Source organism: Aureispira sp. CCB-E (assembly GCF_031326345.1).
Classification (GTDB): domain Bacteria; phylum Bacteroidota; class Bacteroidia; order Chitinophagales; family Saprospiraceae; genus Aureispira.
The window spans coordinates 965938-980103 of sequence record NZ_CP133671.1 but is presented as its reverse complement, the minus strand read 5'-3'; the positions used below and the strand labels follow the sequence as shown (position 1 = coordinate 980103).

Annotated in this window: 10 protein-coding genes; 2 read left to right on the top strand and 8 right to left on the bottom strand. The window is 36.3% G+C overall.

What is annotated here, in order from left to right; all coding sequences use genetic code 11:
* Window positions 1-1137 (top strand): FAD-dependent oxidoreductase, encoded by a 1137-nt coding sequence (locus QP953_RS03715; protein ID WP_309554009.1) that lies wholly within the window; start codon window positions 1-3, stop codon window positions 1135-1137.
* On the opposite strand, the gene QP953_RS03710 is transcribed toward QP953_RS03715, so the two are convergent.
* Both QP953_RS03710 and QP953_RS03705 read right to left on the bottom strand, forming a co-directional pair.
* Window positions 1132-1866, bottom strand: a complete 735-nt coding sequence (locus QP953_RS03710) for a SprT family zinc-dependent metalloprotease (RefSeq protein ID WP_309554007.1) — start codon at window positions 1864-1866, stop codon at window positions 1132-1134. The two genes, QP953_RS03715 and QP953_RS03710, sit on opposite strands and share 6 nt — an antisense overlap.
* Entirely contained in the window at window positions 1863-2291 is a 429-nt protein-coding gene (locus tag QP953_RS03705; RefSeq protein ID WP_052593423.1) for a thioesterase family protein, read from the bottom strand. Before QP953_RS03705 ends, QP953_RS03710 begins: the two co-directional genes overlap by 4 nt.
* 302 nt (window positions 2292-2593) lie before the next feature.
* Between QP953_RS03705 and QP953_RS03700 the strand changes: the two genes are divergently transcribed.
* Window positions 2594-3310 carry a response regulator transcription factor gene (locus QP953_RS03700; protein WP_052593421.1) on the top strand — a complete coding sequence of 239 codons (717 nt, stop codon included), beginning with the start codon at window positions 2594-2596 and terminating at the stop codon, window positions 3308-3310.
* Window positions 3311-3402: 92 nt separating this feature from the next.
* On the opposite strand, the gene QP953_RS03695 is transcribed toward QP953_RS03700, so the two are convergent.
* The 6 genes from QP953_RS03695 to QP953_RS03670 form a co-directional block, all read right to left on the bottom strand.
* Window positions 3403-6303, bottom strand: coding sequence for a T9SS type B sorting domain-containing protein (locus QP953_RS03695; RefSeq protein WP_309554006.1), 2901 nt, complete (start codon window positions 6301-6303; stop codon window positions 3403-3405).
* A gap of 296 nt (window positions 6304-6599) precedes the next feature.
* Entirely contained in the window at window positions 6600-8282 is a 1683-nt protein-coding gene (gene ftcD, locus QP953_RS03690; protein WP_052593460.1) for a glutamate formimidoyltransferase, read from the bottom strand.
* 426 nt (window positions 8283-8708) lie between these two features.
* Entirely contained in the window at window positions 8709-9332 is a 624-nt protein-coding gene (locus QP953_RS03685; RefSeq protein ID WP_052593416.1) for a hypothetical protein, read from the bottom strand.
* Window positions 9333-9419: 87 nt separating this feature from the next.
* Window positions 9420-11012, bottom strand: coding sequence for a sodium:solute symporter (locus tag QP953_RS03680; protein ID WP_309554005.1), 1593 nt, complete (start codon window positions 11010-11012; stop codon window positions 9420-9422).
* A 17-nt stretch (window positions 11013-11029) separates the two neighbouring features.
* Window positions 11030-12544: a hypothetical protein gene (locus QP953_RS03675; RefSeq protein WP_309554004.1), complete on the bottom strand. Its 1515-nt coding sequence runs from the start codon at window positions 12542-12544 to the stop codon at window positions 11030-11032.
* A gap of 55 nt (window positions 12545-12599) precedes the next feature.
* Window positions 12600-13589 carry a hypothetical protein gene (locus tag QP953_RS03670; RefSeq protein ID WP_052593411.1) on the bottom strand — a complete coding sequence of 330 codons (990 nt, stop codon included), beginning with the start codon at window positions 13587-13589 and terminating at the stop codon, window positions 12600-12602.
* Window positions 13590-14166 lie beyond the last annotated feature (577 nt).

Here is a 14166-nt window from a genome sequence, read left to right as displayed (position 1 = left end):
ATGACAAACTTAAGTTACTGGGAAAGAGAGACCTTTCTAAAAAATGTAGATGTGGTCATTGTTGGCAGTGGTATTGTTGGTTTAAGTGCCGCTTTGCACCTAAAAGAAAAAGCTTCTAACCTCAATATTGTTGTCGTAGAAAAAGGAACATTTCCTTCTGGTGCTAGCACCAAAAATGCGGGATTTTCTTGTTTTGGCTCTGTGTCTGAACTCTTAGATGATTTGGAAGACCAAGACGAAGACACTGTCTTTGGAATCTTAGAAAAACGATGGTTAGGTTTGCAACGGCTACAACAGCGAATTGGTGTTCAAAATATGCACTATTTTCAGCATGGGAATTATGAGATTTTCAAAGCATCTGATCAAGAACTCTTCCAACAATGTTGTTCCAATATAGCTGCACTCAATCAAAAACTAAGAGACATTGTAGGTCTAGACAATACATTTAGTATTGCTAATCAAGCTATTGATACCTTTCAATTTGGGGGTGTTCAACAACTTATCTGGAATAAAGCCGAAGGACAAATACACACAGGGAAAATGATGCATAATTTACTAAAATTGGCACAACAACAAAACATTACGATTCTAAATGGCGTAACCGTTCAGGCTATACAAGACAATGGCAATCAAGTTGAAGTAATCACCCAAAACTCTTGGTCTATTATTGCAAAAAAGGTTTTAGTTGCCACCAACGGTTTTGCCAACAAATTATTCCCTCAACTAGAAGTATTCCCCGCTCGCAATCAAGTCTTGATAACCAAACCCATTCCTCAACTTTCGATTAAAGGATGTTTTCACTACCACAAAGGGTATGTCTATTTTAGAAATATTGACAATAGAATTTTATTGGGTGGCGCAAGACACTTAGACTTAACAGGAGAGACAACCGCTGAATTTGGTTTTTCGGAAACCATCCAAGATTATTTAACCAACTTTCTCAAACACACCATACTCCCTCACCACCCAGTAGAAATAGACTATTGGTGGAGTGGTATTATGGGAATTGGTGCTGCAAAAAAACCTTTGGTTCAAACTATTAGCAAAAATGTTGTTGTTGCCGTAAGAATGGGTGGTATGGGCATTGCGATTGGTTCTTTAATTGGCGAAGAAGGTGCCGAATTATTGGCTTTATAAAAATGGGATACGGTAACCATTGAGTTTTTTATCCAACTGCTTGGCTCCTGGCAATAAATTCTCTAAATGACTCCAAAATGCCGCGCTGTGATTTTGGTGTTTTATGTGCGCCAATTCATGCAAAATAACGTAGTCTATCAAGCTGTCGGGCAGCAGCATTAGATACAAAGACAAATTGATGTTACTTTTAGAAGAACAACTCCCCCATCTCGTCTTGACATTTTTTATTCGGATCGTATTGATGGCAATTCCCTTTTGCGTTGCCAAGGTTCTAGTCCTATTGGGCAAGTAATATTTCGCTTCTTGTCTCAAAATTTCTATCATAGCTTCTTGAAGTTGTTCTTGAACTTCTGATGAAGCAATCTTCCACGTTTTAGGCACTAATAAATCAATTTTATCCTCCCTACCTTTCGCCACCATGGTTGTTTGGTCGTGAGGTAGAATGCGAAGTACTTTTGTGCGAACTTGAAACCTGCTATCAAAAGACAATAACTTCTTTTTTTGGCTTTCCTTGACTTTTTTCAATTGAACTTTGACCCAAGCAATGTTTTGATGCAAAATAGGTTCTGCCTTTTTGTACGGTAAGGATTGAGGTAGTGTTACGATGATTGAGCCATCGACTTTTACTTTTAATGTAACGCGTTTGGAACGAGGATTTTTTTTAAGAATAACTTTCCCTACTTCGGGATGCATCAATACCTTTTGGTTCGGTTCCAATTTTTTGATCATAATAATGCATTGATTTTAGCTACAACTTCTTGAGGAAGACTTGCAATTTTCTTTTCGCCATAATCAAAACATAAAATACCTGTTTTAACGCGAGCAACCTCTCTGTTCGTTTGAGCATTCGTAATTTTATAGTACAAATCAAAACCAATACTAGTTAAGTCATCAATACCAATTTCAATTTTTAATTCATCTCCCTCATGCGACTCTGACTTGTACAAAACAACAGCATCTGTCATAATAATTCCCTTGCCAGCTAAGGTCAGTTCTCCATATCCCCAACTTTTTAGGAGATCAACTCTTGCCTGTTGAGCAAAAATTAACATCATTTCATTCCCAACATGCCCTCCATAATTCAAATCAGTAATACGAACCCTTACACTAGTTGTAAAAACATACTGTTTGCAATCTTTTAGCTTTGCTCTCATTCTTAGATACCTTATTTATGATAATTAATTACAGCCAAAAATACATGAAAGTTAATAACTTTTGTACCTATTGCTATAGATGAATTTTGAAACCCAATTATTTTTTTTCAAAATAAAGACAATATTTTGCTAGTGAAAAGCGTTTTTAAGGCTTTTTTTCAAAAATAGTCTTAACAAAATCCTAAGAAATGCATTTTTTTTTGTCAAAACACAGAACTCGCACTCTTTTTGTAGAGTACTTAGAATCCCATATATTATAATTTAAGAAACATTACTACTCGCAATAAAAACATAAATGTATTATGGACACAAAAGGTAAAATTCTATTAGTAGAAGATGACAAGAATTTTGGAGATGTGCTTTGTTCTTATTTAGAAATGAACGACTATGATGTTATTCTAGAAATGGATGGAGAAGCAGGTTTAAACCGATTCCAAAAAGACACCTTTGATTTATGTATTTTTGATGTGATGATGCCGAAAAAAGATGGTATTACTCTAGCCAAAGATGTACGTGAAATCGATCAAGCAGTGCCGATTATTTTCTTAACTGCTAAAACAATGAAGGACGATATTATCAAAGGCTTCCAAGCTGGAGCTGATGATTATATACCCAAACCATTTGCCCCCGAAGAATTGTTGTATCGTATTCAAGCAATTCTTAAAAGAAGCCAAAAACCCGAACGAAAAAAACAAGAAGCCAAAGAATTTAACATTGGTAAATATCATTTTAATTATCCATTACGTATTCTTACTTATGATAATAATGAGACTAAAGACAAGCTTTCACCAAAAGAATCAGAGTTATTGCGTATGTTTTGTCTTTATATGAACGATATTTTACCAAGAAGTATTGCCTTGAAAGAAATTTGGGGAGAAGACAATTACTTTACAGCACGTAGTATGGATGTATTTGTTACCAAACTTCGCAAGTATTTAAAACAAGATGATAAGATTGAGATCATCAATATTCATGGTAATGGTTTCCAATTGAGAGTTAGTGAAGAACAAGCTGTTTAGGTCTTCTCAATACTTTCTATTGCAAATAAAGAATGCAGGTATAACATTTTAGTTACACCTGCATTTTTTTTAGAAGTTTTACAACCAACTGATTATCGAATCAATGTGAATTCCCCTTTTCTTACTTGAGGCTCTGCGTTAGCTCCTAGTTGATACTCTACTATAAATAAGTAGACTTCTGCTGGTTGTTCAACGCCATTAAAACGCCCATCCCATCCCTGATTGTCTAAATTATCTCCATTGTAGATTTCTTGCCCCCAACGGTTGTAAATTCGGAATGTAATAATATCATTGCCATCTAAACCTGCTGGTCGATACAAATCATTTACACCATCACCATTAGGTGTAAACGCCGTTGGCATTCCATGATAAACCGACTCTACATTTAGATATACACTTGCCGTGTCTTGACACGCTGTGCTATCACTTGCGGTCGCTGTTAATGTCAATACATATGCCCCTGTTTCTCCCGAAACAGCAGTAGTAGCATGTGCTGTAGGCATAGCAAATGTTACGCTGGTACTTGGGCTAGACCAAAGATACGTTACTCCTTGGAACGATTGATCATTCCCTCCATTGATGTTAACTGCTGTTCCTGATGTTATGGTTGTTGTTATTTGTCCTATATTAGCTATAAATGGATTAATTGTCGGAACAAGTGGGCTCTTAATAACTCCTGTTTGTACATGTGTACATCCCAAAGCATTGGCTACCGTTACAGAATATGTTCCTGCCGCCAAACCAGTAACACTTCGACTTGTTGCCCCATTACTCCACAAATAACTATAATTGTTAGGAGTGTTGATTTCCATTGCTCCAATAGGATTCAATGCACAATCTACTAAATCCGTCAAAATAACCAATGGCACATCATTGCTATCTACTGGAATACCTGGGTTAACAAAAATGCCATTCGCTTCAGCTTCACAACCTGCTAAGTCAGTTACCGTAACAGAATAAGTACTTGAAGCCAAATTCGTTGCTGTCGCCGTCGTCTGGTTATTGGCGGTTACATCCCAAAGATAGGTATATCCTGGCGTTCCTCCTGTTGGCGTTACGGTTGCCGTTCCATCATTTGAGCCACCACAACTAACGTTTGTTGTGTTATAAGCAATATTAATCGCCGAAGGCTCTGTTAAAACTGTGGATAAAGAAGCAGTACAGTTATTGTTATCGGTCAAAGTCAAACTATACCCTCCCGCAGGCAAACTATCTAAATCTTGAGTTGTAGCCGTATTCGACCACAAATACGTATAAGGCGTTGTTCCTCCTGTATTATTAATAACAATTGCCCCTGTACTATCTCCATTACAACTAGGGTTGGTAGAATTAGCTAAAGTTAACGCAATTGCTGCTGGTTCATTCAATACAGTAGATAACGTATCTTGACAAGCTCCCGAAGAAACCGTCAGTTGATACACTCCTGCTCCAAGGTTTATCAAGTTAGCTGTCGTATCTCCCGTATTCCATTGATAAGTATAATTGCCTCCCGCAACTGAGCTAATCGTTCCTGTCGTATCGCCATTACAAAGGGGATCGACTGAAACTAAATTAATGCTCAAACTATCAACGATTACAACAATAGAATCCATAGTTGTACAAGCTGTACCTACTGTTGAAACTATATATGTTGTCGTACTTGTTGGGCTTGCAAATGGGTTCTGAATCGTATCATTACTTAGCGTTCCTGATGGTGCCCAATTAATTGTTGTAATATTGGTATTAACTTGAAGTTGTACAGAATCACCTGCACAAATAGTAAATGTATCTACTGGTATAGTAAAGAAAGGTTCCTCTATTGTATCACACAAAGTTACCTCACAAGCATTTGAATCTGTTACGGTCACACAATAGCTACCGCTCAACAAAGAATCTAAATCTTCGGTTGTAGCACCAGTTGACCAATTAAATAGATATGGAGCAGTTCCTCCCGTTATGGTCAAATCAATAGCACCTGTTGTATCTCCTGTACAAGAAATATCTGTACTAACAGTATTGGCAATTAATGGTGTCGGTTCTACTAGTGTATAACTTACGGTATCTGCACACCCACCACTAGTTGTCATAATAACCGTATAAGTTCCTGCTGGAATTCCTAATAAATGCTCTGTCGTATCGCCCGTATTCCAAAGGTAACTCACTGTAGTACTATTGTTTGAAACATTACAAGCGTTTAAGGAACCTCCAACTTGTGGAACCCAAGCTCCAGAACCGTCGGGGTCTCTTATCAAAGAAATATCATCATTGACTACAGCAGGTGCTGTCTCAAAAGCCGTTGCGCTAGGTAATACAACAGAACTTGGACATCCTGGTGCGCCGATTGTGTTAATTACGGTTCCTGCAGAAGGATAATTGTTGCCCGTAGTAGATGGATTTCCATAAATGACTCCTTCCAAAAAAGTCCCCAAGGCATTATATAAGGCAATGTACTCTCCACTATTACCTAAGATTAACAATCCACTTCCACTAGATCCATCTGTAAAACAATTACAATTTTCGGCATCCAAATCAAATGTTCCTGTTCCCCATATAGAATCATTCCCAATGGTAAATAATCCATCGGGTGGAATAATCGATCCAGCAGGAAAGGTAATTGTCCAATCTCCATCTGTTAGGACATAACAACTAATATCTGTTCCAGGAGGTCCAATCAATTCTATATACTCGCCCGTGTATGGATTGCGCCCATCTTGAACAGAAGGGTCATACAAAAACTCATTGATAGCGACAACCGCAGACGAACAAGCCGAAGTATCTACAACTGTTTCTGTATAAATGGCTCCTGTGCTATCTCCATTACAATTAATAGACACAATACTATCAATACTTATGTTACAACTATTTGCTGTTGTACTTTCTGGTATTGGCAATTGTGATGGATTGTCAATTGTTGTAGAATTAAGTGCATTGTGGGGAATTTGTAAAGGGGATTGTGCCATTAAGTATGCGGTGCAAAGCCCCCATACCCAAATCGTCAAGAATAGACATTTCATATGATGCATTTTTGTAGAGATAATGGTTTGTTGTGTTTATGAATAGTTCCGCAAAGATAATAAGAGTCTATTAATTTTTTGCCTATTTTTTAAGATAAAGCAAGGTTGGGATTTTAAGTCGTTTGAGGTCATTTACTTAAAAAATATTATGGTAGAATGAGGCTCTATCTATGAAAAAACAAGGGTTCTGTAATACAACAAGAGCCTAAAACAAGTCTCTATTTTCTAAAAAAAAGACTTATTTTAAGCTCTCAACACCTAATTTTTAAACCTTACTTAATGTACGTTTAAAGTTGTTATAACTTGCTATCTACAATTTCTAAAACACGTTTTTCGGTTTCATTAGCCTCCTTCAACAATTCATTGGCTTTGTCTAATGTAGTAGTTACATAGGTTTTGTCTTTCAGTCCCCCTAAATTGATTTTGACATTTAGGTAAGCACCATACACTGCCGTTCGAGCACACAAAGCGCCTACCCCTGCATCTGTTACAGAATTAGGATTGCCAATTTCTGCCATTTTTTGAATCATTTGCATACTTTTAAGAGCCGTTTCCATTACTTTTAAGGGAACTTCTACCGCATATTTTGTAGCTTCTTGAATTGCTGTTTGGCGAGCTGCTTTTTCAGCATCATTGCCTTTGGGCAAACGGAAGGCATCCATAATTCCGTTAAAAGATTTGGTATCTTCATCCACCATACGCAACAACTCTTTTTTGATTGCTTGCCCTTCTTCTGCATAATTGGAGAACTCTTCCCAACGATCATCCCAACCACGTTTGTGCGAAGACAAATTGGCAACCATGGTCCCCAAAGAAACACCTAGTGCTCCTACATAAGCGGAGATAGAACCACCTCCAGGTGCAGGACTTTCTGAAGCTGTTTCGTCTGCAAATTCAGGCAATGTCATATCTAACAAAGGCGTATCTTCTTCCGCTGCTAGTAAATACTCTATAATTTTTTTATTAGGATCAAATGGTGTCAACTCATCCAATCCCATTGTTTTAACCGCTATTTTGATAATCTCTGCTTCTGAGATACCTGTAGAACGATTTTGTTTTTTTAAGAAATATTTTCCAGCATCCAAAATGACATTTAAAGGCATCAAACCTACTAGCTCAGATCCAGTTACACGCAAACCTCTTGCATTGGCAGATTTGCAGCATTCCTCAAACACAATGTGAAATGGGGTTACTTTTATGTCTGTCAAGTTCATAGAAACTTGAGCAATGCCATATTCTTCGATATACCAACCAATGCCTTTTACCGCTTTACAAGCTCCTGGCTCACGCAGTGTTTCGCCATTTTCATCGGTCATAATTTTTCCAGTAATTGGGTCTCCCTCTCTTTTAACACGACCAGCCTCTCTAACATCAAAGGCGACAGAGTTGGCTCTACGAGTAGAAGTGGTGTTCAAGTTAACATTATAAGCAATCAAAAAATCACGAGCACCAATAGCAGTAACACCTGCTGTGACATTTAAGCGATTGGGACCATAATCAGGATTGTAATCATCTTGTTTAAACTTAGACTCCATTTTTTCATATTCTCCTGCTCGAATATTTGCTAAGTTTTTCCAGCGACTATCGGTCGCCGATGCCTCATACAAAAAGACAGGGATATCCAAGTCCGCTCCAACACGTTCACCCAACTTTTTGGTGTAAGTTACGGTTTCTTCCATCGTGATATTGGCAATTGGAATAAAAGGACAAACGTCGGTAGCTCCCATTCGAGGATGTTCTCCGCTATGTTGACGCATGTCAATCAATTCAGATGCTTTTTTAATTGCTTGATATGCGGCTTCTACGACAGCGTCAGGCTCTCCAACAAACGTCACTACAGTTCTATTGGTTGCTTTCCCAGGGTCTACATCCAACAACTTTACGCCTTCTACGCGCTCAATTTCGTCCGTAATTTGTTTGATAATTCCCATATCACGCCCCTCGCTAAAATTGGGGACACATTCGATCAGTTGTTTCATTCTAAAGTTTTTATGGTTGTCTAATTTTTGAGGTTTGAATTTAACATATTCAAATGTAGTAAGTCCTATTTGTTTTTCACTACTTTTAGTATAAAAAGTATTTTGTGTGTTGGCATATAATGGTAGATATCTAATTATTTTGCAGCCCAAACTTTATGATAAAAAATTAACGTCGTAATTGTTTTTAATCTTTGGCTAGAGAAATACTATAGGTACTTTGTTCTTATTTAGGTTCTGTGCTATTCAAAAAAACAATTCAAAAAGGGTTGGGTCAAATAGAAAAGAAGCCATATCTTCAAGATAAGACTTCTTCTCATTTCACTGAACGATAAATCTAAATTGTCAGACCACATCGTGACTATTACACATAAAACGCACAAAATTTGTAATTTTAAGTTTTGAGCTACAAACCCTATCTTTTAGAAATCATTCTATTGTTGACAAGCGTAATTCCCATATTCTTCGGATTCCTTTTGCAACTACAAGAAATTCATTTTCGTCATATTCATCTGTTTTAGCATTATTACACCAAAAACAGCTGGTAACACAATTTTCATTAGAATATTCTAAATTTGGCCATTTTCGATCAATTTCGAACGAATAACCTCTAGTTTCGTGTTTATTTCTAATAAGTCGATGTTTTCGCAGGAGTTCTATTTCATTTTTAGACACTTTGCAATAATGGCATTTACTTCCATTTTTTAAACGCTCAAATACATCTTCACTAAAAATAGTAGGAAAGCTTTTTACATAATCTATTTTTAGTTCTTCAACCAGTCTAGAATTAATACTTTCCCATTTTTTAATTTCATTATAGATTTGGTTTACCGTTTTTTCTTGTACAACAATATCATCATAATCTTTTTGCCAGTAAGAGCTTTCATAATCACGAATAATTTCACAGTTTTCTTTTAAGTCAAATCTTATAAATTCTAATTTGATATTAGCCTCACTAATCGTATTAAGAGTACCCTTTACACTAAGTGAGAATAAAAAGATATTCTTTTTTGTATTAAAACTTTCCTTTGCCTTCTGTTTATAATTACTCATTAACATTGTTTTATTTATTCAATTAATTATACTAAACTTACAACATACTGTATATAAAACCATCACTTGCAAAAAACTAAGCCACCACTACTTCTTTTTTGTAATCATCATCAAACCAACAACCGTCAATGCTCCATTCACCAACAACAACTCAAAACCAAACTTATACCCCCAGAACAATACCTCTGAATAAGTGGTGATTAAAAAAGTTAATACAGGAGCTACCAAACAAACCCAAGGCACCAATTTATCCCTTACCTTTCTAGTCGTAAATAAACCAAAGGCATACAAACCCAACAATGGTCCGTACGTATATCCCGCAAATTTAAACAAAGCCACTACAACAGAATCGTCATTAATCAGCCAAAAAACAACAATAACGCAAAAAAGCACGATTGAAAATCCAATATGTACCCAATAACGTGTGCGTTCGCTAGGAGTAGCTTGCGCAATAGCAGCAGCCTTAGTAGGACTGTCCAAAATATCTTCTTGGTTTTCTAAAGAAGCATTCGTAGCAATATTTTTATTGGTTTTAAGTCCCAAAAAATCGACACAAAAAGAGGTCGTGAGGGCTGTCAAGGCGGAGTCTGCACTCGAATAGGCAGCCGCTACCAAACCAACAATAAATAACACGCCTACTTCCCACGGCAAATATTCTAAGGCAATGGTTGGATAGAGACTATCTGCTTTTTCATAAGAGATACCATTTTGCAAGGCATACATTGCCAATAAAGCCCCCAACATTAGAAAGAAAAAGTTAACAAAAACCAACACAATACTAAAGCTAAACATATTCTTTTGTGCTTCGCCAATATTTCGACAAGTCAAGTTCTTTTGCATCATATCCTGATCCAATCCAGTCATGACAATGGCTATAAACATTCCTGCCAAAAATTGTTTAAAAAAGTTGTTAGGGTCAGACCATCCTCCTTCAAAAAAGAAAATTTGCCCCAAACCTTCTGATTGAATGTTTGACCATAAATTCCCTGCTGAAAGCCCCAATGCATCGGTCAACTCTACCACCGTCATTGTTACCGCAATGAGCATAAACAAGGTTTGCAAAGTATCTGTCCAAACAATCGTTTTTATCCCTCCTTTAAATGTATAAATCCAAATTAATACAATGGTCAGTAAAGAAACCATCCAAAAAGGGATTCCCCAAGGTTCAAACACAAACAGATACAAGACCATCGCTACTAAATAAAGTCGAAACGATGCGCCTATTATTCTAGATAACAAAAAAAATGCAGCTCCTGTCTTGTAAGAAGCCTGCCCAAACCGTTGTTCTAAATAAGTATAGATAGAGGTTAGTTGCAATTTATAGTACAACGGCAACAACAATAAAGCTATGACAGCGTACCCTGCCAGATAACCTAGCACCATCTGCATATAAGAAAATTCCATGTTAGTGGCTTGGTTGATGTCTGCGCTCAAATAAGCAGCGCCAACCATCCCTGGCACAGAAATAAAGGTAACTCCCGACAATGAGGTGCCTATCATTCCAAAGGCAACCAAGTACCATGGCGAAGCACGATTGGCATTAAAAAAATCTTGGTTGTTGGCTTTTCTACCTGTCCAAAAGGCAATTATCATCAATAAGGCAAAATAGCTTCCTATAATTCCTAAAATTAAGCTTGGCGTTAGACCACTAGTTAACTGTCCTCCTATTACTTCATCCATTATTTTACGTTTCAACGCTAAAAATTCCGATTCAATGCGGCAATTGTACAATCTTGCAATTTGCTATCAAACCAATCTACAAAATTAAATAAGATAAAGAAACCTTTTTGCCCTTCTTGCACAGCTACTTTTTCCATTTTCTTTTTGTATTCTAATAATAATGCTTCTTCTACAACAACAGAACGATTAATTTTTTTCTTAAAAAATTTTAAAAACAAACTGGCTACCTCAAAAAATGCATGCTTTCTGTATAAACGGATGCGAGTTGATTCTAAGACATTTTGAATGTATTGAGAAGCACCTAAACCATCATGAATTAACAAATGAGCAATTTTTCCCATATTCCGATAGGGTAATAAATCTGAGGGTGGAATTTTTCGTTCTAGCCACTGCAACCAATCAATAGTCTCGTTGTATTTCCCCAAACAAAACGTCGTGTTCATAAATACAATTAAAGCATGTACCAACAAATTGCTATCCCAGTGCTTCTCTGTCTGCTGATAAAAAGACCATAGTTGATCTATTTGATGATAAGCAGGTCTATAATGTCCCTGTTCTACACGAGCATATAATTGCGTTACTTTCTCGGCTATTTCTAATTTAACGGCATAAAAATTGGAAGTAAATCGTCCTTTCCAATAGTCATTTTCTTGCATTTTTTGCACCAATAATTGATGGGCAGCATAGTTTTTATTACGCAATAAAATCCACAACAAATTACGATGATAGGCATACACTAAAAAGGGCGATATATGTGCTCCAAAGGCATCTTTATCCAATAACCCCAAACGTCTTTTTTCTGTCAATAATAACGATTTGTAATCTTGCAAACCATAGTACACATAAACTAAGATGGTCAATAACAATCGGCGTTTCAGTTGGTTTTGTTCCCTCTTTAATTCTCTTTCACAAGGAGATAAATATTGTAACAAGAATGCTTTGTGTTCTGCTGTTCGGGCAAAATTATGTTCTAAAAAAAACAAGCGCAATTCGTATATTTTTTCTTTTAAATCGGCAATATGACTTGTATACGTCAAATGCTTGACCATGGAGTCTTGAAGCTGCTGCTTATGCCCTAAAACCTTATTGTAATTCATTTCCTCCGTAATCCAATCCTCCATCAAATCATAAATTTCCAACATTAAGCCATAATAATTGTATTGCTGAGCGATCTTTAAAGCTTTTTGTAGCAACTGCCTTCCTTGATGATGCAGTCCTCTATCTCTCAACATTATATATTGTTGAATAGCGTGCAGTACAGCATATCGTGGGTGTTTATTTTTTTGAAAAGCAGCTAAAGAAGCCAAAACTAGTTGATACAAATGGTGCTGAATTCTCGTTAATGGCGATTTTATCTTTTCTTGCTCTAGGCACTGTCTCAAAGCACCGCTATCGTAGGTAGACTGAGTACAAATAAGATCAAAAAGCCGCTCGTAAATAGAACATTCCTTGTTGCTATTCACTTTAAAATAACGTTTTTCACTCTTACTCATAGAGTGTATCAATTCGTGTAATTGTTGCCCTTTTTTCATGATACCAATTCCGTTAAACAAGCAAAACACCACCTATTTTAATCCATCAAGCCACTTAAATCAGACCGTGGAATACATCTTCTAAGATTAACTTAGCCATATTATGTGTTCGTCTTTCTGAAAAAGTATGGTGGTACCAATATGGTTCCCCATTGATTTCCAATGCCCAAGCTGTTTCTGGGCTAGGGGCTTGAGTGTGATCAAACGTCAATACATCTAGAGCAAAAATACTTAGATTCAAATGAGTGGTAATACGAGCAATCCATTCATTGTAAGCAGGATGAATTTCATCTGTTATATCAATAGACGTTGCTCCTTGCCCCATATTCGCAACATATTTTAGTTGCACCTTTTGCCCCTCTTTAGGAATTGTTTTCAGATTTAAGTTCTGCGCTTTTAACAGTTCAAAAGAAGCCACATCTAATTCAAGCTTATTTAGTGGATTTTGAGCTTTGATTTCTGCTTGACGTAGGGCAACTAACTCTTCTATTGTTAACCGACCATCTCCTGTCACGGTTGCAGGCTTTCTGACACAAGCTGCCACAATTTTTCCACCAATAGCTTGGAGTCTCAAATCACTTCCAGCAACTTGCTCTTCTACCATAAATTGAGCGTACTTATGTTTCCACAAATTCCAAGCATCAATCACCCCTTTTTCAGTCTTAATATTCATAGTAACCCCTTCCCCCTCTGCACCATTTAGAGGCTTACAAACATACGTTTTGTCTTGCTCCATAAATGCCTTAATTTGGTTCTTTTCGGTCACCCCATCCCCAAAAACTAGGCTTTTAGGGTGCGATATCTTCAATCGTTCAAATAAATACTTCGAATACTGTTTATTACTGGCTGCAAAATAGGCTTGATAACTTAATTGATCTAGAGGTGTTGCACAATTACCAAATACAACTTCTTTTTTGCCTTTAATCAACAGCAAGTTTTCTGTTGCACAATCATTTAGCAGGTTTACGGTGATACCTAACTTACGAGCTTCTTTGATTAACTCTTCTTGAATCCGTTCCATATTTTGTTTCTTATTGAGGGGCATATAAAAATACTTTAATATCAAAAGTAAAGAAACAGAAGAGTTTAGAATATTCTATAAATTTTTACATAAAAATTGTACTTTCGTAAGTCTGCTGTCACTTTAATTGTACAATTAAAATAATTTAATAATTTTTTAAACTAAAAAAAACAGCCCATTTAGTCATTCAGCAAAGCCAATCAACCACACTCAAACAACTGATAAACAAACTAATAACACCCTAAATACTTATTAAAAAAAATCTAATTGTTATATAAATCATAAAATTTAACTACTTGATTGAAAAAAAAACCAAAAAAGCTACAAATTATTATCTTAAATATCGTTACCTTAATAGCCTTGTAATGATATTTTTATAAAACCAAAAAACTTATTTTAACTGATAATATCCCTCCAGTTAAAAACGTTAAAATTAAGTGAAATAAAAAATCATACTCCCCCTTCCGTATGCGACTTATAACAAACATCACCGAAGAACATATATTTAATAAATCCGAAAATCATTTAAATTCCAAGTTACCCAACCCATCAATTAAAAAAAACACATTTTCACACCAAGAATCTAAGCTTCTTAAAGACA